The organism is Candidatus Enterovibrio altilux, from assembly GCF_002381345.1.
Taxonomy (GTDB): Bacteria; Pseudomonadota; Gammaproteobacteria; order Enterobacterales; family Vibrionaceae; genus Enterovibrio; species Enterovibrio altilux.
Genome location: NZ_CP020663.1, coordinates 255,894 through 279,378, shown reverse-complemented (window position 1 = coordinate 279,378; position 23,485 = coordinate 255,894). Strand labels below are relative to the sequence as shown.

The following is a 23,485-nucleotide window of genomic DNA, read 5'->3' as shown; positions in this document are numbered from 1 at the left end:
AATGCTCAGGTTAGCGAAACTTACACAATGATAAAAGCATGAAATAAGCTGACCGTTCTATATGTACTTAAAATTAAAATGATCATTTGATTATTAATCATGTTGGGACTTCTTATCTTAACTCAAATTAGGAAGCAAAACCGCTACGAAAGGCTATGAGTGTAGAATTTGAAAATCCTGATTATTATTTAGATGCAGAAGGGCTTCGTTGTCCAGAGCCAGTGATGATGGTAAGAAAAACAATGCGTAATATGCAAAATGGAGAAGCTTTGCTCATTATTGCCGATGACCCTTCAACGATAAGAGATATCCCCAGTTTCTGTCGTTTTATGGAACACACACTAATTGCTCAAAAATTAGACAAAAAACCATACCGTTATTTAATTCGCAAAGGATTATAATTGGCTTTATATGAGCACTTTTATTATGGCGTAGGTTTCGCTAACCTGGGCATTGTAATTTTGTAGACTCAATGTCCCTTCAAGTAGTTTTTTGATTCGAACCATTGTTATTTCTGTTAGGGAACGTTTCTGATAACCATACCCTGTTGTCAGTGCTGATTTGAACCGTATAACTGCTGAGAACTAACCGCTCAGTGCGCCGGGACTTTCTTCCTGAAAGTTGCTCTTTTTTTCGGGGAGCTATGAGTGGAACTTCTTGTTTAATACCAACGGTTCCATACGCATTAATGTTCTGATATTTGATTGATTCTGCAGTAGTCTGCTTGAACAAGTTAGGTTGCTTTTCACTGTAACCACATTCGACGAGTTTAACGTCTTAACAATAATTCATGTATATTTATATTTACCACTCAATATAACTTGTGCCATATTATAGGTCTGTAGTCAATGTCATGCTTTTTTACTTTCTATTTGCCTTCACCGCAGACTTTAAGTTATAAAGTCAATAGTAAAGTGCTGCATGACTATTTTTGTCTTCATCTTGAACATGACGTTAACTGTTTTGGCTCGCTTACTAATGTATTAATAGTGAATGTAACGGTAGTCGAGCAAGTTTGAACACAGAATTAATGGGTTTATAGAGATCTCTCGATGGCATTGAAAATGCACGTTTGATTATGAGAGCTGTCGTAATGGTTAAGTAGCGAAATAAACGAGGTCTCTCCCAATTACCCTGCCTGGTTTGATGCCATAATTAAATTAATTTTTAAACAATTCAGAATGTTAGTACATTACGATTGATTATAATTTAATTATATTGCTTTCAGTTGCTAGAAGTTATACGGCTCAAATTAATTTTGAAAAATGAAGTATGGCTATAATACACGTCCTCTATCAGATACGATAGTTTTTAAATCAAAAAATGCTCGTAAGAACATTAAACCTAGAGGATAATAATATTTAGATTAGCGAAAATTTATGTCATGATTAAAGTGCTAAATAAGTTTATAGGCTTCAATATACTTAAAATGAAAGCGATCGTTTAATGGTGCATTATATTGGGATTTACTACCTGAGCTAAAATTAGGAAACAAAGTCTTATGTGTTGGTAAAACAACATTTAAGGCTAGAAGTGACTATAATGATTACCATGGGAAATTGGTATTTTATACGCAGAATAAACTATTGAATACAGGATCCAGTTTTTAATCATCATTGATGAGGCTGATTTAGAATGTAGAAATATTAATAAAAAGACCAACTTTTAAATCTTTTGCTACGTAAATCTCTTTACCATCAACTAACATATGACCGTCCGCAACACCCATAACGAGTTTACGATTAATCACACGCCGCATATGAATTTCATACGTTACTTTCTTCGCTGTTGCTAGCACTTGTCCAGTGAACTTTACTTCACCAACACCTAGTGCTCGGCCTTTTCCTTTGCCTCCCATCCAGCCTAAAAAAAAGCCAAGAAGTTGCCACATAGCATCTAGGCCTAAACAACCAGGCATGACAGGGTCACCTGGAAAGTGACAATTGAAGAACCACAAATCGGGGCTTATATCTAATTCAGCAATAATTACACCTCTATCGAAATTGCCACCTTTATCGGTAATCTTAGCAATACGGTCCATCATTAGCATATTAGGCGCTGGGAGCTGTGGACGACCTGGCCCAAATAATTCTCCTTGACTTGATGCGAGTAAGTCTTCCCTAGTGTAAGAGTGACGTTTCATTAGCATTATACTATTCCTTTAAAAATATAGTTGCACTTTAGCGTACACGTGTACGCTAAACAACTCGGATCAGTGTGCGAGCCAATTTCTAAGTTTATACATTAAGGATGTATGACGCTGTTCACCATGATGAAAAGCATCAATACGGTCGGCAATTTTGCCTAAAATGGTTTCTTGCTCTTTTTGTTTCTTGTTAGCCAGTTTATTTACGTTTGCTTGTCGTTGTTTCGTTTCTTTTGTATCACTGAATCGAAGACCAGTGATTAGTGGGAAAGCTTCTTCAACATGCTCTATTGCCCAAAGATAAAAATTTTTTTCTTTAATAGCATTAGCAACATTATGATTTAAACATAGTGCGTTCAAGTTTGTTTTAGGTAAAATTATGCCTTGGTCGCCAGATAATCCTCTGTTTTCACAGATGTAATAAAAACCTTCAATTTTTTCATTAATACCGCCTACTGCTTGTACGCGACCAAATTGGTCGACCGCACCTGTGATAGCAATACTCTGATTGATTGGCTGTTGTGCCAATGCGCTCACAAAAGCACAAAGTTCGGCAAGAGAGGCACTGTCACCGTCGACTTCACAGTAGGATTGCTCGAACACGATAGAGGCAGAATAGGGAAGAGGTTCAAATAGATTTAGCGCGGCATTTACGAAGGCTTGCATGATCATCATGCCTTTAGCGTGAATGTTACCCGCTAAATCAACTTTACGTTCTACATCTGAAATATCGCCATCGCCAAAATGAACAACACATGAAATTCGTGTTGGTTCACCGTAAGCAATAGGATGTCCTAACCTTTCAACAACAGTAAGGCCATTTACCTGCCCAATATGTTCTCCTTTAGTATCTATAAAAACTTGTCCTTTATGGATATAATCAACCGCTCGCAATGGAAGGTAAGATTCTCGGAAGTATTTTTGGCTAATAGCCATTTCAACGTCATAAGCAGAAATCTCATCGTGTTGAGATTGATAATTAGCTTCTTGCATAAGTGATTTAATCCAAAGTGGGCAAAGTGGCATACGGTCTTGATCTTCGGTAAATCTCACACCTTCTTGCATGATGCGTTTTACGGCATTTGCTGTTAATGGTTTCACGCCGTAATACGTTTGGAAGCCTTTAAGGATAGACAAGTAAGTGTCGACATTTTCTATTGTTAAAAACACGTCTTGTTCGTATTCTGTATAGATACTGATTCGGTGCAGTTCAGGTTCTTCTGTTTCGAAATCAGACATCAGCGAACGATCACCGATGACAATAATACGCAGCGATATTTCATTAGGCTTTGGAAGTTCACAATAAAACTCTTGTTTCATTCTTTTCCATGCGAGGGAGTGGGTAGCCAAAACGTGCTTTAAGCGGATCCATAAATTAGGCTGGCTAATCATGACAGTAAGAGAGATAAGAAGCACGCCACCATTAGCTTGATGCACTAATCCTTCCACTATGCGTGACGTTGTCACATCGGCTGGGTTGGAATACACCCCTCCAAACAGTGTAGTTTCATCAAAATTTTCACACAATAGAACAGGAATGTTTTTGTGCGGTAAAAAGTTTGCGACGATATTTTTAATAAGTGAGTAATAATCATGAATGTCTGGTGCTGTGACCAACAGTAGGCGAGAAGAGCTAGAATTATTCATGAGTCGCTGAATACTATTTTTCAGTCTAGGCTGTAATGCACAAGGTGGCATTGAGACTAAAGCTGCGTAGTTGTTAATTTGTTGCTCAACATTTGAAAATCGAGGAATAACGGACTGCCAGGTTAATTCTTGCATACAGTTTAAGATTCAACTTTAAATGGGTAACTCACTCAGAGTATAAATGAATACGGTCACCCAAAGTAGCTAAGATAGTGGCTTAGAGAACAACAACAAATATGTTTATCAAAATAAGAAATGGTGTAGTGCAAATTTTTTTAACGTTTAGGGCTGTTAAGTAACATTTGATTAAAAAATTAGCTACTGTTAGGCTGTAATTGTTTTAATTTGTTATTTTAAATAAAATACATAAAAGATATGAAATATCAACAATTTAAAAATGTAGAAGCTCGTTGGAAGTGGGACTATGTCGTTAAAAAATACAAAGAAGGTAGAAATGTTACACGATATATTGACATTTGTGAGGCACAAATTGCAATTAATGGTTTATTATCGCTAGAGAATGAACCTGCGAAAATCATTGAGTGGATTAGAGAGCATATGTCTCTTGATCTTGATAATAAGCTTAAGCAGGCTATTCGTGCCAAGCGTAAACGTTATTTCAATGCTGAGCAGGAATACACGCGTAAGAAGTCAATTGATTTAAATTTTTGTGTATGGGAAAAACTTTCAATGAAAGCACAAGATCTGGATGCTACCTTATCCGATACGATTGAGTATTTACTTAGTGAAGCGAACCGAGCTCAGAATGCCAATAAAAAAGTAAATGCACTTAAAAAAGATTTGAATAGTTTATTATACTCAATAAATGTGAAGGTGTAGGTTTGAGTATCTGCAACTTATTATTTATTTTAGCCGTTAAAAAATTTGCAATTTTTGAAATAGTCACAGTTAAAAATCATTCAATAGTCTTTTGAACGTAACGTTAACTATTTTGGCTCGCTTATTAATGTATGAATAGTGAGTTCATGACAATGGCATTTGAGTAAGTCTGTAAACAGAATTAATGAATTTTTGCAGACCTCTCAATGGTATTAAAAATAGAAGTTTGATCATGAGAGCCATCGTGATTGCTCAGTTGCTAAATAAATGAAATTCTCCATGATTATTCTGCTTAGTTTGATTCCATATCTAAATTAGTATGACTAATGCAGATTTACCCGCATTTGTTAAATCAAAAATATTTTGAGCCGACTCGCTCGATCGATTGGCATTTAACTTGGTCCATCTATTTTCCGTTCGTAAATATTGCGGAGGTATTTTGCTGCTTGCAGAATATTACGCCTTAAAAATATTTTGTGAATACGAATATAAATATTTTATGGGATTCACTTTGACGGAAAAAATAATGTTAAATACTGACAATCGGATTGAATTAATTCGATATCATGATGCAGACGAAGATGCCTTGTTGATGTGGTTCACCTTAACTCGCTTAAAAGTTCTTGGAACCCATTAAATGATATTCAAGATGATATTATCGCTCGTTCCTGGCTTCCGATAAATTTTAAACGATGGTAATAGATGCAAAAAAGAAGTTGTTTAATTTATGATGGCACAAGCGAAGATAATTCGCAGAGCAACTAGAGTTAAGTTGCTATCAAATAAGGTGATTACTGTGAAAGTATAACTTAGTAGATGATACAAAAGATAAATGAAGGTAGTAATGCCATCAGATATATTGATTTTTATTGGATGCTCACGTAGCCACTAGGTGATGGCGTATCTTAAGTGGTACAGTAATTCACTTAACTTTATTATATATTTATTGGCTTATGAGATCTTTATGCTGTTTACTATTTGTAGGCGTGACCATCCTCCTTTTAGCAGGATGTGAAGATCCGTTTTCAGATAACTCAGTTCGAAACCGCGGCTTTATTTACTGCGGTCTTGGTCAACCTAATACATTTAATCCACAGTTGGCGGATGGTGGGCTAACAGCTGGTGCTCTCTCTAGTCAAATTTTTGATAGGCTTCTTCAACTTGATTCGGATACATATCAACCGATCTCTATGCTTGCTCAAAGCTGGACTGTGAGTCCTGATGGTAAGCAATATACATTTACATTGAGACAAAATGTGAAATTTCAAGTAACAAAGTGGTTTATTCCTCATCGCGGTGTCACCTCAGCTGACGTTGTATTTAGCTTTAATCGTCTTATTGATTCGGAGCATTCTTTTCATAATGTATCAGGTGGTGAATACCCTTGGTTTGATAGCATGGATTTTTACGGCCTTGTAAAGAGCGTTGAAGCCATTGACGATTACACTGTTATTTTTACGCTTTCCCGACCTGATGTTTCATTTCTTTCTATACTTGCTACTAGATATGCTGTTATTCACTCTGCGGAGTATGCAGACAAATTAAGTCGCGAAAATGCTCACGCACGTATCGATACTCAACCAGTAGGATCTGGAGCGTTTTATTTAGATGAATACAAGCCGCATCAAATCATTCGCTTAAAACGCCACTGGGGATATTGGAATGGTGCGGCATCGATGGAACAAATCGCTTATGATGTAAGCATCCGTGGAACTGGCACATTAGCCAAATTAATTACTCGCGAGTGTGATATTCTTTCCTCTCCTATTGCTAGTCAGCTTTCCGTCATAGAGAAAAACTCAAATTTTATTTTAGCGTCACAAACAGGAATGAATGTTGCTTTTCTTTCACTGAACACGCGACATTCTGCTCTCTCTGAACTTGAAGTAAGACAAGCAATAAGCTTAGCAATCAACCGTGATGCATTGATTCAATCTGTTTACTATGGTACGGGTACACCAGCAATAGGTATGTTACCGCCAATGTCGTGGGCGTTTAACGAGAAGAATAAAATTCACTTTGACCCGGAATTGGCTATCGAATTAATGGCCAAAGCTGGCTATAGACATGGTTTTTCTGTTGACCTTTTAGTGCCGATGACGCCAAAACTATACAACCCAAGCCCCAGGAAAACAGCAGAACTGATCCAATCCAACCTAAAAGCCATCGGAATAACCGTGAATCTTATTCTTCAAGAAGATATGAACCGGAAGCAACTTCTAGAAAAACTAGATAGTTTAGGTATGGTGTTAACAGGATGGATTGCAGATAACGGCGATCCCGATAACTTCTTGCGCCCTTTGCTTTCATGCAATGCTAAATTTACTGGATGGAATTTATCAAACTGGTGTAATCGTTATTTTGACCGTTTGCTCGATGCCGCTATTATCACTGATGATCGTTTTGACCGTCGTGATCTTTATTTGCAAGCGCAAGGAATCTTGCGTGAACGCATGCCAATTATTCCTCTCGCTTATGGCGTTCATTATCAAGCAAGAGATGTGACACTGGAGGGTATTCAATTCAGCCCTTTCGGGGATAAATCATTTGCTGAAGTATTCAGGAGCCGATGAGTCATGTTGATTTATGCACTTCGTCAGTTTAATCTATTTATTATCACTTTGTTGATCCTTACGTTGATTGGGTACAATATTGTTCGACTTGAGACATCATCTATTTTTAACCAGCAAGAATTTTTGGTAGGTTGGACTCAGTATTTAAGAGAACTTATGCAAGGAAATCTTGGTCTTGCAGCCAATGGAACTCCAATAACAGAATCATTAGCACGTGTTTTTCCTGCAACGTTAGAATTGTGTTTTTTTGCTTTTATTCTCGCGTTAATTATTGGTGTCCCACTTGGCACTCTTGCTGGAGTCCGCCGGGGTTCACCTGCTGATATTATCATTTCATCGATTACGCTATTTACTTTCTCAATGCCTATTTTTGGGATGGCTATTTTAATGATTATGGTGTTTTCGCTTTATCTTGGCTGGCTTCCAGTGTCTGGCCGTTATAATTTGCTTTTTGAGATCCCGCAAATAACTGGTTTTGCTTTAGTAGATGTGATCATTTCTAATCACCCTCAACGTTCGCATGCATTGGAAGATATCATTCGTCATTTGATGATGCCAATTGTAGTACTTGCAGTGGCACCAACCACAGAGATAATCTCGTTGTTGCGCGACTCAGTTTCTGATGTAATGGATCAAAATTATATTAAAGTTGCCGCAACGAAAGGGCTTTCTAAATCAGAAATTGTAATGCGTCATGTCCTTAAAAATGCGCTTCTACCTATCATCCCAAAATTTGGTATTCAGATATCAACAATGATAACATTTGCCATCATCACTGAATCAATATTCAACTGGCCAGGCATTGGTACATGGTTACTTGATGCTCTCAGTTTTAAAGATTATATTGCAGTTCAAGCTGGTGTACTAACCGTTGGCAGTGTCGTGCTTTTTGCAAATATTTTTTCAGATTTAGCTGGAGTTGCTATCAGCCCTTTAGCAAGAAAGGAATGGTATGTCCTCAAATAGTATTTATTTGGAGCAACACATTCCTAACCAATTAGAACGTTGTTGGAAAACATTTCGAGAGAACACAATTTCAGTGTTTGGTCTTTGGTGTTTATGTTTATTAATACTCATCACTCTTTTTTCGCCCTGGATCTCGCCATACGGACCGCAATTTCAGACTGGGCAACTACTTTTACCTCCGTCATGGGATACTATTGGTTCTGTTGATTATTTTTTAGGGACTGATGATTTAACACGTGACATGCTATCTCGCTTAATTGCTGGTGCACGCTTAACCTTTGGTTACGCAGTTTTGGTGGCTCTTGCCGCCGGGGTTATTGGCGTATTTATTGGTGCTCTCGCTGGTATGACATCAGGGCTTAAATCTAGTTTGTTGCACCATCTACTTGATACCGTGCTATCTATTCCATCACTACTGCTTGCTATTATTGTTGTTGCGTTTTATGGTCCTGGTGAACTTAGTATTATGCTAGCGATTTGGTTAGCTCTAATCCCACGCTTTATCCGCTCAGTATACACTGCTGTGCACGCAGAAATGGAAAAAGAGTACATTCTTTCATCTCGACTTGACGGTGCCAATAATTTTTATTTACTCTATTATTCAGTGCTGCCAAATATTTTTGTAACATTAAATACGGAATTGGTGCGTGCGATTTCAGTGGCAATTTTGGACATTGCGGCGCTCGGTTTTTTGGGCTTAGGAGCACAAGCGCCTTCTCCAGAATGGGGCGCAATGTTAGGTGATTCCATTGAATTTGTTTTTACTGCACCATGGACAGTCACATTACCAGGGTTAGCGATTATGATAAGTGTGCTAGTTGTGAATCTTGTTGGTCAGGGGTTAACACAAGCGATTAACTCGGGAACTGAATAATGCCATTATTAGATATTCGACACTTGACCATTGAAATTAAGACTCCCCACGGTCTTGTTAAAGCAGTAGATCGAATGAGCTTAACCATCAATGAAGGTGAGATCCGTGGTTTAGTGGGAGAATCAGGTTCAGGAAAAAGCTTAGTTGCTAGAGCTATTTGTGGTGTTACCAAAGATAATTGTCGTATAACCGCCGATCGACTTCGTTTGGGTAGCATTGATTTATTGTCGTTGCCAGCCCGCGATCGTCGCCACGTTGTTGGTAAAGACATTTCAATGGTTTTCCAAGAGCCTTCTACTTGTTTAGATCCCTCAGAAGTTGTTGGCTACCAGCTAGAAGAAGCAATCCCGCCAAATTCTTTTAGTGGAACTTGGTGGCAACGACTCTCTTGGCGTAAAAATCAATCAATCGCTTTGCTGCATAAAGTTGGTATTAAAGACCATAGACGTATCATGACTAGTTATCCTTATGCATTAACGGATGGTGAATGTCAAAAGGTAATGATTGCAATGGCAATTGCTAATCGTCCTCGCTTATTGATTGCAGATGAACCGACTAATGATTTGGACCTTATCACACAAGCACAAATATTTCGTCTTCTTAGCAGGGCGAACCAACTGTCCAATACCACTATACTATTAATTAGCCACGATTTAACTACTGTAATTCAGTGGGCTGATCGTATAACGGTAATGTATTGTGGACAATCTGTAGAATCTGCGGATAAAAAACAGATCCTTAAAACACCGTATCATCCTTATACGGAAGCACTTTTACGTGCGATGCCAGATTTTAGCAAGAACATCCCACATAAAAGTAAGCTCGAAGCTCTACCTGGTGCTATTCCACCCCTACAGCACTTACCAATTGGCTGCCGTCTTGGTCCTCGTTGTCCTTATGCTCAGCGAAAATGTGTAGAAGTACCTCGTACACGAAAAGTGAAAAATCATAAATTTGCCTGTCATTTTCCTCTGAATATGAGGGTCAAAAAACGTGACTTCACTGCTTGAAGTGGATGGCTTATGTAAAAACTATCAGTACCGAACAGGCCTGTTTACTAAACGTGTCGTAGAAGCTGTAAAACCTGTTGCTTTCTCTTTAGATGCAGGGCAAACTCTTGCCATTATTGGTGAAAATAGTTCAGGAAAATCAACGTTGGCTAAAATGTTGGCTGGTGTCATTGAGCCTTCAGGCGGTGAAATACGCATAAATAATGAGATCATGCGGCCTCGTGACTATAAGATGCGTTGTAAAGTGATCCGTATGATTTTTCAAGACCCGAATACCTCTCTGAATCCACGGAATCAAATTGGACAAATTTTAGCAAGTCCTTTAAAACGAAATACCAACATGACCTTACAAGAATGTGAACGCAGGGTAATGAATACTCTGAGGCAAGTAGGACTTTTACCAGAGCACGCATATTTTTATCCTCAGATGCTTGCTACTGGCCAAAAACAACGTGTATCACTCGCCAGAGCAATAATACTGCAGCCTAGTGTTATTGTTGCAGACGAAGCATTTAATGGATTAGATATGTCTATGCGGTCGCAAATTCTCAATCTTCTGTTAGAGCTCCAAGAATTGTTGGGATTATCATATGTATATGTGTCACAACATGTGGGCGTGGTTAAACATATAGCTGATAAAGTAATGGTGATGCAAAAAGGTAAAGTCGTTGAGGTTGGGCCAGTGGCTGTTGTTTTTTCTGCGCCTCAGCATTTATTGACGCAACGTTTGATAGAAAGCCATGTTACTGCGTCCTCTCTTGACCGCCGCTTCCGCTGTAATATCGTCTAAAAAAACAAATTTTTAACAAAAAAACGATTTGGATATGTATAAAGCATTTGCTTAAGAGTGTGTGAGTTTTATATGCCATGTTTTCGTCTGGTAGACTTCGTTTTCTAAATCAACGAACTAAATTATTAATTTATTTTCTATACAGTTAGGCTAACTGAAATATTCAAGTCTATGAATAAGCTGTGCTACAAAGCAATTAACTGGGAGCAGTATAATAAAGTTTTAATTAATAGTGACTCACTTGCATTCTGGATTGATGAAGAAGCCATTTAGCTATGGAATCGAACTAAAAGCAAGGTAATTATGGAAGATTTCGTTTATTTAGCGATTTAGCCATTACGATGGCCCTTATGGTGAAACGCGTATTTTCAATGCTGTTGAGAGGTCTGAAAGGATGAATTAATTCTGTTGTTAAACTTACTCAACTGTTCTTGTTATGCCTTCACTGTTCATGCATTAGCAAACGAGCCAAAGCAGTTAACGTTGTGTTTAAGGATAAGATTAAATAGAACTCACTTAGCACTTAGCTGTTGCTTTTATGGGCTTCAAAATCTGCGGTAACGGCAAATGGAAAGTAAAGAAGCACGGCACTAGTGGGAAATGAAAAATTTGGCACAAATTACATTTAGTAGTAGCTGTGAATACGCATGAAATTATTGCTGTTGAGTTAAGTGCATCAAATATGACTGATGGTGAAGTGCTGCCTAATTTACTCAAACAGACTCGCCGAAGAATCAATGATATATCAGGTAATGGAAGTTATTACATCCAAAAATATAACGAAACCATTCGTATTAAATGAGTGGTTCCAATCATCCCACCCAAAAAAGCAACTTATTAGGAACGAAGTTATCTGTGTAATTTAGCGGTCAGTTATCAAAAATTATATGGTCCAAATAAGCATTATGAAAAGAGGTATGGTTACTACAAATATTCCTTATCAGAGGTGATAATGTTTCGAATTAAAAAACTCTTTGAAGGGACATTGAATTTAAGAAATCCCAATACTCAGATTAGCGAGACTTACTCTATGATAAAAAGGTTAAATAAGCTGATAGAGCCAAGTATGCCTAAAGCAAAAGTAATTATTTAATAGTGAATCATGCTAGAATTTATCATCTGAGTTTAAATTTAAAAATAAAGTCAACAAAAATCGTACTTAATGTCAACGGTAGATACAGTAATAACTCCAAAAGAACAGGTATGTTACGTTAGGTTAAAGATAATTAACACATGTCCTAGGGCATGTGTTAAGGAGAGCAACACAATACCCAATGAAAATAAAAAATAATAAAATATTCGTTCTGAAGCGAGAGGTTTTAGGCGCTTGCTGAAATATTTTTAGTTATCAAAATAACTACAATTTTGGCATAATGTATAGCGCCCGTTAGGATCATTGAGATTATTTAAGTTATTTATCTCAGATATTGCGGACGTGGCTAACCGTTTAATTATTGATGGTCGTTCAAATTGTGTATCAATACTAACAGTGGTCATAACTTGAGCAATTATATCATAAAATAATTGCTGAATGGGTGTTAATGGTTCGTGCATCCAATTTAATGAGTACTCAGAAATGTTGGCCAATTCTGCTGCAATCACAATAGCATCATCAAAGTCACCTATTTGATCAACTAATCCGTATTTCATTGCATCATGACCTGTCCAGACTTGACCTTGAGCAATCAGCTGAACATCAGCAACAGAAATGTGGCGGTCATTTGCAACCTGTTCGATAAAGTGCTGATAGGAATGATCGGTACTAAGCTGCAGGATTTCGCTAATTTTTTCAGGCATGGGACGTGTTGTTTGTAGGCCAACGAATGGGGTGGTACCAATGCCATCACTGTAAATACCACATTTCGCCAAGGCGTCTTCAATGGTGTTGTAAATAGAGATCACACCAATAGAGCCTGTTATTGTGGCTGCTTGCGCCAAAATACGGTTGGCGCTGGAGGAGATCGAGTATCCGCCAGATGCGGCCACCTCGGACATGGATACGACAACAGGTTTGCCTGCATTTACCAGTGCGTTAACTTCATGATGAATTATCTCAGATGCATAAGCGCTGCCTCCTGAACTGTCAACACGTAAGATGACGGCTTTTATAGCGTCATTAAAGCGTGCGGTTCGCAAGATTGCAGCAGTAGTATCCCCTCCCACGGTGCCTTCCCCCGCAGAACCATCAATGATCGTGCCACTTGCTACAACAACAGCGATTTGATCGGTTTTAGATGGTGTCAAATCTTTAGCGTGATAGCCGTAGATGCTGGTATAGTTGTAACTATCTTGGCCATCACTGCCAAAGATCTCAGCGAGTCTGGTGTGAGTTTGTTGACGAGTTAGCAATACGTCAACGAGGCCCAAATTTTGTGCTACTGCGGCATAGTCTCCATTTTCAATTTTGATGGCATCTAGCAGCCTTTCAGTGTCCAGTGATAACGATTCTGCAGTTACGCCACGATTCGTCGCTATATCATTTATATACGTGCTCCAAAGTTGCTTTAGCCATATTGAGTTGTTTTCACGTGCTTTTTGAGACATGTCTGTGCGGATATAAGGTTCAACATAAGATTTATAAGCACCACCGCGAAATATGTGTGTGTTAATATTAAGGCTTTTCAGTAAGTTTTTGTAATACAAGTTGTAGACGCCATAACCCTTCAATGAGACTAGGCCCTCCGGTATCATTATAACTTCATCCGCATAACTTGCGAGGTAATATTGGCTCTGACTATAGTTATCGCCAAACGCGATAACAGGTTTACCTGTTGCTTTGAATTCCTTGATGGCTTTGGCAATATATTGCAATGTTGTCAGGCTAGTCTTTGACATGTAATCAAGGTTCAGTACCATACCGTTGATATTGTTATCGTTTGCTGCAGTTCGAATTTTAGCGACCACATCAAATAAAACTGTTTCTGTTACATTAGTTCGCCCGCTTAGGGCACGTATTGCTAGATCGTAAGGAGTATGAGAATATGCTTTTTCAACGATTGGGCCTGAAAGATCTACTAAAAGTGCGTGAGCATGTTGCTCCATATAATTGGAATATTCCGTATCCTTCATGATAAAGTTGAAATAAATAGCAATAAGTACACCAATAAAGAGTAAGTTGAGGAGTAATTGACGTGAAAAACTCAATATTGTCCAGCACCATTTAAAAAAAATGCTTAAAAATTTAAAAAACTTTTTCATGGGTAATTCCAGTAACTTCCCTAGACATAACCTTAATATATCATACTAGAGACTATATGTTTTTGATTAGCGTAGTTTTATTGAGATGCTGTTTTTCAATTCACGTTTAAACAGCAAATTTCAACATGATTAACTATGAGACGATTGCTTTCGTGTTAGACATACTTAACATAGTAAGATTATTCAACGTTTCTATCATGACGTAGGTTGCTCCAATCTAGGCACTGTAACCCGTTAGACTCAATGTCTCTCCGAGAAATTTTTTGATTCAAAAGATTGCTTGTCTCTGATAGGGAACATCTATGGTAATTATACCTCATTTTTCTATACCTCATTTTTCAAGGCTTATTAGAATCGTCTAACTTCTGGTAACTAACCACCATATTACGTTACGCGAATGATCTCGTTTCCAACAAGTTGTTCCTTTTCTTGGTGGGATGGGTGGTCTGCTTGTTTAATATAAACTATTTTGTAACATGTCTGGTATCATAAGTGCCATCACCTGATATTTCATTGATTCTTAGGCGGGTCTATTTGAGCAAGTTAGGTAGCACTTCACCGTCAGTTATATTTGATGTATTTAACTGAGCCGCAATGATTTCGTGCGCATTTATGTTTACCGCTAAGTCTAACTTACGCTAAACTTCATGTTTTTCATCAGTGCCATGTTTTTTTTACTTTCCATTCGCCGTCACCGTAAATTTTGAACTCCATAGAACTAATGGTTCAGTGCTAGATAATTTCTTTAGTCCTTGCCTTGAATGCGACGTTAATCGTTTTGGCTCGTTTGCTAATCCACGAATAGTCAGTGCTTGATAACGTCAGTTGAGTACAGAATGAATCTTTGCAAACTTCTTAATGACATTGAAAATACGCGTTTAACCGACTTGTTTCTGAGTTTGAAGTCAGAAAGCAAATGGCAACATGATACACTATGAGACAATTACTTTCGTGTTAGGCATACCTAGATCGGTCAGCTCATTTAACGCTTTCATTATGTCGTAAATTTCGTTAATTTGAGCATTGTGATCTTTTAAGCTCAATGTCCCTTCAAGTAGTTTTTTGACTCGAAACATTACCACCTCTAATAGGGAATGTTTATGATAACCATACTTCATTTGCCAATACTGATTGGAACTGTGTAACTTTTGGTTACTGACCACTAAATCACGTGGATGATATCGTTTTCAAAAAGTGCTCCTTTTCTTGGTGGTATGAGTGAAATCGATCGTTTAATATGAACGGTTTCGTAGCATTGTCTGGTGTCACAAGCACCGTTGGCTGATATTTCATTGATTTTTCGGCGGGGCTGTTTGAATAAGCTAGGTAATATTCACCGTTAGTTACATTTGATGCAGTTAACTTAGCAGCAATGATTTCATTAATATTTATATTTACTGTTAAATGCGACTTGCATCAAACTAGCCGTTTTCCATCAGCACCATGCTTTTCCACGCTCCATTTTCCTTTAACATAGACTCTCTGCCCCGTAGAATCAATGGTTAAGTGCTGAATGTTTCCCTTACTATTCGTTCTGAACGTGACGTTAACCGTTTTGGCTCGCTGGCTAATACATCAATAGTGAGGGCAGGACAATGGCCGTTGAGAAAATTTACAAAAAGAATAAATGAATTCTTGCAGACTTCTAAATGGCATTGAAAATACGCATTGAACCATGAGGGCCGTCCTAATGGCTAAGTCGCTAGATAAACGAGGTCTTCCATGATTACCCCGTTTGGTTTGATTCCATAGCTGGATGACTTCTTTATTAATTCAAAATATTAGTGAGTGATGATTGATTAAGGTTTGATTATATTGCTTCCAATTAGTTGTTTGTAGGGAAGCTTGTTAATAGCCTGCATATTTAAGTTAACCTAGTTGTTTAGAGCGTAGATTAATAACTTAGCTCCCCAATTTAGGCTTTGTTTCTTACTTAGAATTAAGATAAAAAATCCTAACATGATTCACAAGTAGACAACCGTTTTCGTGTTAGACATACTTATGAGTTGTTAGCTTATTTAATACTTTTATCATGGTGCACGTTTCTTTAAGCTGAGTATTGTAATTTTTTAAGCTGAATGCTTCTCTTAAAATTTTTAATTTGAAGTATTGCCGTCTCTGCTAGGGAACGCTTATGGTAATTGAACCTCGTTTTTCAATTCTTATTTGAACGCTAAAACTTCTGATAATTGACCACTAAAGGATACGGATGACTTCGTTCCCCAACAGTATTTTTTTGTCTTGGTGGGATGATTGGAACCACTCGCTTAATGCGAACAGTTTCGTAATATTGTCTGGTGTTGTAAGCATTATTGCTTGATATTTCATTGATTCTTCGGCGGGTTTGTTTGAGTAAGTTAAGTAGTACAGCATCGTCAGTCACATGTGATGCACTTAACTCAGCAGGAACGATTGAATTCGTGTTTATGTTTACAGCTAAATGTGGCTTGTGTCAGACTAGCCGTTTTCCATCAGCGGCATGTTTTTTAACTTCACATTTGCCTACACAGTAGGCTTTGAGCCCCATAGAATCATTAACTAAGTGTTGAAAGGTTCCCTTATTCTTCGGTTTGAACTTGACGCTAACCATTTTGGCTCGCTGGCCAATGCATGAGTAGTGAAGGCATGACAACAGCAGTTGAGCAAGTTTGAAAACAAAATTAATGAATTCTTGCAGACTTCTCAATGGTATTGAAGATACGCGTTGAATAATGAGAGCCATCGTAATGACTAAGTCGCTAAATAAACGAGCTTTCCTATCATTATCCGGCTTAGTCATTACGATGGCTGAATGGCTTTTTCATTAATTCAGAATGTTAGTGAGCCACGACTGATTAAAGCTTAATGATGCTGCTCCCAGTGAGTTGTTTTGTAGGGAAGCTTGTTCATGGACCTGAATATTTAAGTGAGCCTAACTGTTGAGAGCGTAGACTGATAAGTTAGTTCTCTAATTTAGGAAATAAAGCCTGTTATCATAAATGTTCCCTAGCATAGACAGCAATGCTTCGAGTCGAAAAACTACTTGGAGGGACATTGAGCCTAAGGGATCACACTGCTTAGATTAGGGAAACCACCGCTATGATAAAAGCATTAAATAAGTTGATTGGGTTAGGTATTCTTACAACGCCAATGATCATAATAGCTTATCATGTTGGTATTTGCTGTCTGAATTTAAATTAGGAAACAAAGCATACACCATTGAAGTTTTATACTTGCGAGCAACAAAGATGCTTGATTTTAAGCAAAAGGAGGATCAAGCTACGTGTTATGAAAATGACGTTGATTCTATATTAAAAGCAAAAGCTTAAAAATAAGCACGATATCACGTGTGATAGTCGAGTGTGTGATCGGATAAAAGTAGTACTATTTGCTTCAAAAGGTTGGAATGCTAACATGATTTTTCAGGCTCAACGTATCCATGCAACCATGGTTCTACGTTACTTCAAAGATTACAAACAGTCTGAAAAACTAGGCTCAAACAATTTTTTTCAATACTAACATAATTATTGCATACCAAGTTGTTACCTATATTGGTCAGTAGTTTAGAGCTAAATACACGGTAGAGAAAATGCGTAAGTGACTTCATTATAATGCATGCAGTTATAAAATTTAGCAATGGGTTCACCACAAGTTTCATGCTAAAAAATAAAAAATTTTGTTCATCTCTGTGGTGCAATGACAGCCGCTTATATCACGTATGCATCTATTTTACGTATTATGTTAGTCATGCAGAAAATGTGGCCAAAACAACACTTAAGACTCTCTGGATACGCAAAGACCAGAATCAGATCTTAGAAATAACGGATAGTCGTAGTAATTTTAATTTTATTGATGCCCTAAACCGTTACTATATTATGGGTACTGTGGCCAGTGAGTATGGAACAATAAATAACGAAAAAATTTTGCGTGCTTCCTGTAAACTGAGAGAGTTAATTTATCAGTTTTATATGGTTTTAAATGGAGCAGGATATCATTGTAGTAGCTTTGGCAAAGAGCCGGCATTCGTTGCCAATGTTGAGCTGCACTACTTTCCTCCGTATACCACAAATTTTAATTCGTTAGAGCCTTTATGGAAGGTGAGGAATGAACTGTCAATAAACAACTGTTGCTTCAAAAGTAAACAGTTTTTCAAAAAATCTATCAATCAATTTTATTACTGTTATTTTATCAGAGATTACAGACTCTTTTACCTTCCGAATACATGATAAGTTTCAGGTGCTCAAGCCTGCATGTTCACGTTGATTAAGTATATGGATAAAAAAAAACATCGATTACTTGCCCAGTGGCTAAAAGTACAGAGCAAATTAGGCAAAATATGGCTCATAACCTCCATTGGTTTAGCATTGCTGTCAGTTATATTTTTAGTTGCTCAAGCGGCTATGTTAGCTAATATTTTGCACGAAATAATTATGTTGAAAACCAATAAATTTAACCTTTGGCTTTCATTTATCGGTCTCGCTGGCATTGTCTGCTTACGGGCACTTTGCAGTTGGGGAAAAGAACAAGCAGGTTATCGTGCTGGCGATGCTGTTCGTCTCCACATCAGACAACTTATTTTAGACAAACTCCAATTTTTAGGTCCGGCTATAATCCAAAGTAAACCTGCAGGTACTTGGGCGAGTCTTGTTCTCGAACAAGTCGAAGAAATGCAGGATTTCTACTCGCGATATTTACCTCAAATGACAATAGCTGTACTGATTCCTTTTGTTATTTTGAGTGTTGTTTTTCCGATGAACTGGGCTGCAGGCTTAATATTTCTTGTTACTGCACCCTTAGTTCCATTATTTATGGCTATGGTTGGTATGGGTGCTGCAGATGCTAACCGTCGAAATTTCAAAGCACTTCAGCGTTTATCTGGCCATTTCTATGACCGCCTGCGTGGCTTGTCGACGCTTCGTTTGTTTGATCAGACTGAGTCTGAGAGCAAGCATCTACGGGTAGCCTCAGAAGATTTTCGAAAACGCACCATGGAAGTGTTACGTCTAGCATTTCTTTCATCAGCCGTACTTGAATTTTTTACATCCTTATCCATTGCGGTTACAGCTGTCTACTTTGGTTTTAGTTACATCGGTGAACTTAATTTCGGCCATTATGATATCGAAATTACATTATTTATAGGTGTATTTGTACTCATGTTGGCACCAGAATTTTATCAACCGCTGCGTGATCTTGGCACTTATTACCATGCTAAGGCACAAGCAATAGGTGCTGCTGAGTCTATTGTAAATTTTCTAGAAGCCTTCCCCGAACACCATACTTCTGGGGAAATGAAAATTCCAGTAAAAGCTGTTACAATTAAAGCACAAGACATAGAAATTCTCAGTCCTGACGGCATAGTTATCGTTGGTCCTCTTAGTTTTTCAGTTAAAGCTGGTCAACGCGTTGGCTTGGTAGGTCAAAGTGGAGCAGGTAAAACTAGTCTGATTAACACCATACTAGGTTTCCTGCCTTACCGAGGTAGCCTCTGTGTCAACGGTGTTGAACTTAAGGATGCCGATTTGAGATATTGGAGAAAACAAGTAAGTTGGGTAGGTCAAAACCCACAGCTTTTCCATGGGTCAATCAAGGATAATATCTGTTTAGCCTCTTCCTTGACCACTGTTCATCAGATGCAATGCGTTGCTAAAGCTGCTTATGCGGATGAATTCATTTCCGGATTAGATCATGGCTACGACCATCATATTGGCGATCGTGCCAGTGGATTATCAGTTGGCCAAGCTCAGCGTATTGCCGTAGCGCGTGCCTTGCTACAAGATGGTAACTTTTGGCTTCTTGACGAGCCAACGGCCAGTTTAGATGTGCCAAGTGAGAAACTAATTATGGCAAGCTTAGAGCATGCCACTAAAGACACCACAGCACTGCTAATTAGCCATAATATTGATCAACTTGGCTTTTGTGATCAGATACTTGTAATGAAAAAAGGAAAATTGATTCAAGTGGGCACCTACGAAGAATTACAACTAACAGGCGTATTTGCAGATATGATGCAAACTGTTAACAAGAATGATCTTGATGCGTGATCTTATTCCATTTATTAAACTTTATCAAAAACATTGGTTTGGCTTAACCATTGGTATGTTGTTATCGTTTGTGACATTGGCTGCAGCAATCGGACTATTAACTCTTTCTGGCTGGTTTATCGCAGCTTCAGCGGTTGCTGGTTTTGCCACAATCCAAAATTTTAATTATATGTTGCCTGCTGCTGGAGTGCGCGCATTTTCTATTACTAGAACTGCTGGTCGCTGGGGAGAACGAGTTCTTAGCCACAATACGACGTTGAAGTTACTAGCGGACCTTCGTATTTTCTTCTTCGACAAGCTAACACCGCTCATCCCGGGAAAAATTGGAAATCTCCGAGACGCTGACATCCTAAACCGTTTAATTGCCGACGTTGATGCCATGGATCACGTATATTTACGCTTGGTTAGTCCTATGATTGTAGGTATACTTGGTCTTTTTAGCATCAGCGCATTCTTGTGCTGGTTTGATCTAAAAATTGGCTTAATACTTGGCATTATCCTGCTATTATTAATGTTTATTTTACCGATTATATTTTTTGTCCTTGGTAGACCTCATGGTATAGAAATCACTCAAGCAAAAGCATGCCTGCGTATTTCTATATTGGATTGGTTACAAGGCCATGCTGAATTACAAATATTTGGTGCGGCAAATCGCTATCGTGAACAAGCACACCGTGACGAAACGAATTTATTGAATGCACAACGTCGAATGGCAGCTATTACTGGGCTTGCAAATGGCGTATTACTGACTGCCAATGGATTAACCTTAGTCTTAATACTTTGGATTGCGGCTGATGGTATTAGTGGTAACTACCCTAACCAGATGGTTGCAATGGTAACATTCGCTACAATAGCTAGCTTTGAGTTGATGATACCAGTAGCTGGAGCTTTCCAATACCTTAGTCAAACAGTCACATCAGCAAAACGTCTCAATGAAATTATTGAAACAACGCCAGAAACGCAATTTAATCCAAACGGCTACAGCAATACCGCAAAAGGTGATATTGTGTTTCATAGTGTGAGTTACTATTACGATGGTCATGAGCAACCAGCAGTTGATAATATCTCTCTACACATTAAAGCAGGCGAAAAAGTAGCGTTGCTTGGACGAACAGGTAGTGGTAAATCTACATTGCTGAAATTGCTAACTCGCTCATGGGATCCAAGCCAAGGTCATATTGAATTTGATAGTGTGCCTCTATCAGCATGGCGAGAATCTGCACTTCGCTCATCTGTTGCTGTTGTAAGCCAACGAGTTGATGTGTTCAATGGGACGCTCCGAAATAATCTTTCAATAGCTAAGCCACTAGCAAAAGATGAAGAATTATCAGATGTTATTAAGCAAGTCGGTTTATCTGTCCTACTCAAAGGCACTGGACTAAATATTTGGTTAGGTGATGGCGGACGTCAGCTTTCTGGTGGAGAACGCCGTCGTTTAGGCATAGCCCGGGTTCTTTTACGTGATGCACCTATCTTGCTGCTTGATGAACCAACAGAAGGATTAGATGTGCAAACTGAGCAAAACATTCTTTTCTTATTGTTAGAGCACAGCAAAAAAAAGACCGTGCTATTCATTACGCACCGGCTAGTTGGTTTAAAAGAAATGGATGTAGTTTGTTTAATGGATGAAGGTAAGATCATCGAAAAAGGCTCTCACCAAACACTAAAAGCAGCAGGTGGTCATTATGCCCAGCTTATTGGTAAACAATTCATCACCCCACATGTCAACCAGCCACATACTTTAACATAGTACCTTTTTCACCGGAATAACTATGAATCAAGAGGCTTTGTTTCATAATTCTAGTTTAAAAAGCAAATCCCAACATTATTCACTATTAGATAAGTACTTTCATTTTATGCATACCTAATTTTGTCAACTTATTTAATGCTAATATTGCGCAGGTTTCGTTAATTTAAGAATGGTCATCTCTTAGGCTAATTGTTCCTTTGATGAATTTTTTGACTCGAAACATGACCGTCTCTGCTAGGGAATGCTTATGATAACCATGTCTTGTTTTTCAATGCTGATTGGAACCATATAGCTTTTGGTAGATTACCACTAAATTACGTGAATGCTCTTGTTTCAAAAAGTTGCTCCTTTTCTTGGTGATATGAATGACACCGCGCGTTTAATACGAACGGTTTCGTAAGATTGTTTGGTGTCGCAAGCACCATTGACCATTGGCTGATATTTCATTGATTTTTTAGCGGGGCTGTTTGAATAAATTAGGTAACATTCATCGTTAGTCACATTTGATGCACTTAACTTCACAGCAATGATTTCATACGTATTTATATCTATAGCTAGATGTGCAACTTGCGCTAAATTTTGCCGTTTCACATCAGTATCCTGCTTTTTTGCTTTCTATTTTTTTGCACCGTAGACTTTTAGCACCGTAAAATTAGTGGCTAAGTGCGAGATGATTCTTTTATTCTTCGTTTTGAGCGTAACGTGAACTATTTTGGCTCACTTGCTAATGCATGAACAATGAGGACATGACAACGGATGTTGAACAAATTTGAAAACAAAATTAATGAATCCTTGAAGACATCTCAATGGTATTGAAAATATGTGTTTAGCCATGAAAGCCTCTGTAATGGTTCAGTCACTAAATAAATGAGGTCCTCGATGATTGCCTTATTCAGTTTGATTCCATAACTGGATAGCTTTTTTATCAATTTAGAATGTTAGTGAGCCACGATTGATTACCGCTTGGTTATATTGCTTCCAATTAGTTGTTTAGAGTATTGATTGAAAATGTAATTCCCTGATTTAAGAAATAGAGCTGGTTACGATAAATGTTTCTGAGCAGAGGCAGCAATGCTTTGAGTCAAAAAACTACTGGAAGGAACATTGATCCTAAGGGATCGTAAAGTTCATATTAGCGAAGCCTAACCAGAACAAAAGCGTTAAATACGTTGACAGAATGAAGTATGCCTACAATGAAAGCGCTCATCTAATAGTTAATCATGCTTTGAATTGGCTATCTAAACTCCAATCAAGCAACAAAGCCGTTTTAATATCCTGAATGATGGAGAACTATTCCCATTGTTATTACTTTGCGAACGGAGAGGAGATAAGGTTTATTTCTTTGTTTGACACTGAAAGGAGTTAGGTGTTATTTCTACGGTGGGAGATAAATTTAGTTGAAATAGTTAACATCAGTAAAAAAAGTGGTTAAGTTATTCATGCTAGAATCTTTGTGCAGTTAATAAATTTTTAAAATAATAGTTAGTGTATGACTTTGGCATTTATCTCATATCTTACGTGCAGTTTAGATTAAATAGTTATATCTAACTCCTTGCTCAAATAAAACCCCACGTTTCCTCTGGGATGATGTTCTTGATCAAGGGAGCAATAATCTGAACTATTCACTCTTCTCCACAAGACAAAAAATTTGCTCATCGTTAACGTTTACAT

15 protein-coding genes and 6 pseudogenes are annotated in these 23,485 nt (G+C 38.0%); 13 read left to right on the top strand and 8 right to left on the bottom strand.

Annotated elements, in window-relative coordinates; all coding sequences use genetic code 11:
• The first annotated feature begins 155 nt into the window (after positions 1 to 155).
• Complete coding sequence (tusA, locus tag BTN50_RS08855) at positions 156 to 401, top strand: sulfurtransferase TusA (RefSeq protein WP_096619914.1); 246 nt, start codon at positions 156 to 158, stop codon at positions 399 to 401.
• A gap of 79 nt (positions 402 to 480) precedes the next feature.
• Here the strand turns inward: tusA and BTN50_RS12585 are convergent, their stop codons facing one another.
• The 3 genes from BTN50_RS12585 to BTN50_RS08840 form a co-directional block, all read right to left on the bottom strand.
• Positions 481 to 732, bottom strand: coding sequence for a hypothetical protein (locus tag BTN50_RS12585; protein ID WP_394336791.1), 252 nt, complete (start codon positions 730 to 732; stop codon positions 481 to 483).
• Positions 733 to 1,630: 898 nt separating this feature from the next.
• Entirely contained in the window at positions 1,631 to 2,149 is a 519-nt protein-coding gene (gene fabA, locus BTN50_RS08845) for a bifunctional 3-hydroxydecanoyl-ACP dehydratase/trans-2-decenoyl-ACP isomerase (RefSeq protein ID WP_096619912.1), read from the bottom strand.
• 63 nt (positions 2,150 to 2,212) lie between these two features.
• The gene (locus BTN50_RS08840; RefSeq protein ID WP_096619910.1) at positions 2,213 to 3,928 is read right to left on the bottom strand and encodes an AAA family ATPase; all 1,716 of its coding nucleotides are present in this window, start codon (positions 3,926 to 3,928) and stop codon (positions 2,213 to 2,215) included.
• A gap of 240 nt (positions 3,929 to 4,168) precedes the next feature.
• Between BTN50_RS08840 and matP the strand changes: the two genes are divergently transcribed.
• Positions 4,169 to 4,633, top strand: a complete 465-nt coding sequence (gene matP, locus BTN50_RS08835) for a macrodomain Ter protein MatP (protein ID WP_096619908.1) — start codon at positions 4,169 to 4,171, stop codon at positions 4,631 to 4,633.
• 147 nt (positions 4,634 to 4,780) lie between these two features.
• Here matP and BTN50_RS09630 read toward each other — a convergent pair.
• Positions 4,781 to 4,942 (bottom strand): annotated as a pseudogene (locus BTN50_RS09630) (transposase); the annotation flags it as partial.
• Between the two features lie 88 nt (positions 4,943 to 5,030).
• Between BTN50_RS09630 and BTN50_RS11620 the strand changes: the two are divergent.
• The 7 genes and pseudogenes from BTN50_RS11620 (at position 5,031) to BTN50_RS08805 (ending at position 11,939) form a co-directional block, all read left to right on the top strand.
• Positions 5,031 to 5,270 (top strand): hypothetical protein, encoded by a 240-nt coding sequence (locus BTN50_RS11620; protein WP_150149044.1) that lies wholly within the window; start codon positions 5,031 to 5,033, stop codon positions 5,268 to 5,270.
• A gap of 316 nt (positions 5,271 to 5,586) precedes the next feature.
• Positions 5,587 to 7,206 carry an ABC transporter substrate-binding protein gene (locus tag BTN50_RS08830; protein WP_096619906.1) on the top strand — a complete coding sequence of 540 codons (1,620 nt, stop codon included), beginning with the start codon at positions 5,587 to 5,589 and terminating at the stop codon, positions 7,204 to 7,206.
• Between the two features lie 3 nt (positions 7,207 to 7,209).
• Positions 7,210 to 8,172, top strand: coding sequence for an ABC transporter permease (locus tag BTN50_RS08825; protein WP_096619904.1), 963 nt, complete (start codon positions 7,210 to 7,212; stop codon positions 8,170 to 8,172).
• Entirely contained in the window at positions 8,159 to 9,046 is an 888-nt protein-coding gene (sapC, locus tag BTN50_RS08820) for a putrescine export ABC transporter permease SapC (protein WP_096619902.1), read from the top strand. Before BTN50_RS08825 ends, sapC begins: the two co-directional genes overlap by 14 nt.
• Positions 9,046 to 10,056: a peptide ABC transporter ATP-binding protein gene (locus BTN50_RS08815; RefSeq protein WP_096619900.1), complete on the top strand. Its 1,011-nt coding sequence runs from the start codon at positions 9,046 to 9,048 to the stop codon at positions 10,054 to 10,056. The genes sapC and BTN50_RS08815 overlap by 1 nt, the downstream gene beginning before the upstream one ends.
• Entirely contained in the window at positions 10,040 to 10,846 is an 807-nt protein-coding gene (locus BTN50_RS08810; protein ID WP_096619898.1) for a peptide ABC transporter ATP-binding protein, read from the top strand. Before BTN50_RS08815 ends, BTN50_RS08810 begins: the two co-directional genes overlap by 17 nt.
• Before the next feature lie 171 nt (positions 10,847 to 11,017).
• A pseudogene (locus BTN50_RS08805) lies at positions 11,018 to 11,939 on the top strand (IS5 family transposase).
• A 248-nt stretch (positions 11,940 to 12,187) separates the two neighbouring features.
• On the opposite strand, the gene sppA reads toward BTN50_RS08805, so the two are convergent.
• The 3 genes and pseudogenes from sppA to BTN50_RS08790 all read right to left on the bottom strand — a co-directional run bounded on the left by sppA (position 12,188) and on the right by BTN50_RS08790 (position 16,879).
• Positions 12,188 to 14,044, bottom strand: a complete 1,857-nt coding sequence (gene sppA / locus BTN50_RS08800; RefSeq protein ID WP_096619896.1) for a signal peptide peptidase SppA — start codon at positions 14,042 to 14,044, stop codon at positions 12,188 to 12,190.
• 932 nt (positions 14,045 to 14,976) lie between these two features.
• A pseudogene (locus tag BTN50_RS08795) lies at positions 14,977 to 15,844 on the bottom strand (IS5 family transposase).
• A 189-nt stretch (positions 15,845 to 16,033) separates the two neighbouring features.
• Positions 16,034 to 16,879: pseudogene (locus BTN50_RS08790) on the bottom strand (IS5 family transposase).
• A gap of 135 nt (positions 16,880 to 17,014) precedes the next feature.
• Between BTN50_RS08790 and BTN50_RS12580 the strand changes: the two are divergent.
• From BTN50_RS12580 to cydC, 4 genes and pseudogenes are all read left to right on the top strand, one after another.
• Positions 17,015 to 17,224, top strand: a pseudogene (locus tag BTN50_RS12580) (hypothetical protein); the annotation flags it as partial.
• A 410-nt stretch (positions 17,225 to 17,634) separates the two neighbouring features.
• On the top strand, positions 17,635 to 18,249 hold the full coding sequence (locus BTN50_RS12575) for a transposase (RefSeq protein ID WP_096619894.1): 615 nt from the start codon (positions 17,635 to 17,637) through the stop codon (positions 18,247 to 18,249).
• 45 nt (positions 18,250 to 18,294) lie between these two features.
• Positions 18,295 to 20,064: a heme ABC transporter permease/ATP-binding protein CydD gene (gene cydD, locus BTN50_RS08780; RefSeq protein ID WP_096620014.1), complete on the top strand. Its 1,770-nt coding sequence runs from the start codon at positions 18,295 to 18,297 to the stop codon at positions 20,062 to 20,064.
• Complete coding sequence (cydC, locus tag BTN50_RS08775; protein WP_096620016.1) at positions 20,057 to 21,814, top strand: heme ABC transporter ATP-binding protein/permease CydC; 1,758 nt, start codon at positions 20,057 to 20,059, stop codon at positions 21,812 to 21,814. The genes cydD and cydC overlap by 8 nt, the downstream gene beginning before the upstream one ends.
• 85 nt (positions 21,815 to 21,899) lie before the next feature.
• Here cydC and BTN50_RS08770 read toward each other — a convergent pair.
• Positions 21,900 to 22,771: pseudogene (locus BTN50_RS08770) on the bottom strand (IS5 family transposase).
• Positions 22,772 to 23,485 lie beyond the last annotated feature (714 nt).

Excerpts from the sequence above, each read along its gene's own strand:
- sppA (WP_096619896.1), bottom strand. The coding sequence starts at position 14,044 with ATGAAAAAGTTTTTTAAATTTTTAAGCATTTTTTTTAAATGGTGCTGG.
- BTN50_RS08815 (WP_096619900.1), top strand. The coding sequence starts at position 9,046 with ATGCCATTATTAGATATTCGACACTTGACCATTGAAATTAAGACTCCC.
- BTN50_RS08830 (WP_096619906.1), top strand. The coding sequence starts at position 5,587 with ATGAGATCTTTATGCTGTTTACTATTTGTAGGCGTGACCATCCTCCTT.
- fabA (WP_096619912.1), bottom strand. The coding sequence starts at position 2,149 with ATGCTAATGAAACGTCACTCTTACACTAGGGAAGACTTACTCGCATCA.
- BTN50_RS12575 (WP_096619894.1), top strand. The coding sequence starts at position 17,635 with ATGCATGCAGTTATAAAATTTAGCAATGGGTTCACCACAAGTTTCATG.
- cydD (WP_096620014.1), top strand. The coding sequence starts at position 18,295 with ATGGATAAAAAAAAACATCGATTACTTGCCCAGTGGCTAAAAGTACAG.
- tusA (WP_096619914.1), top strand. The coding sequence starts at position 156 with ATGAGTGTAGAATTTGAAAATCCTGATTATTATTTAGATGCAGAAGGG.
- matP (WP_096619908.1), top strand. The coding sequence starts at position 4,169 with ATGAAATATCAACAATTTAAAAATGTAGAAGCTCGTTGGAAGTGGGAC.
- BTN50_RS08825 (WP_096619904.1), top strand. The coding sequence starts at position 7,210 with ATGTTGATTTATGCACTTCGTCAGTTTAATCTATTTATTATCACTTTG.
- BTN50_RS08840 (WP_096619910.1), bottom strand. The coding sequence starts at position 3,928 with ATGCAAGAATTAACCTGGCAGTCCGTTATTCCTCGATTTTCAAATGTT.
- cydC (WP_096620016.1), top strand. The coding sequence starts at position 20,057 with ATGCGTGATCTTATTCCATTTATTAAACTTTATCAAAAACATTGGTTT.
- sapC (WP_096619902.1), top strand. The coding sequence starts at position 8,159 with ATGTCCTCAAATAGTATTTATTTGGAGCAACACATTCCTAACCAATTA.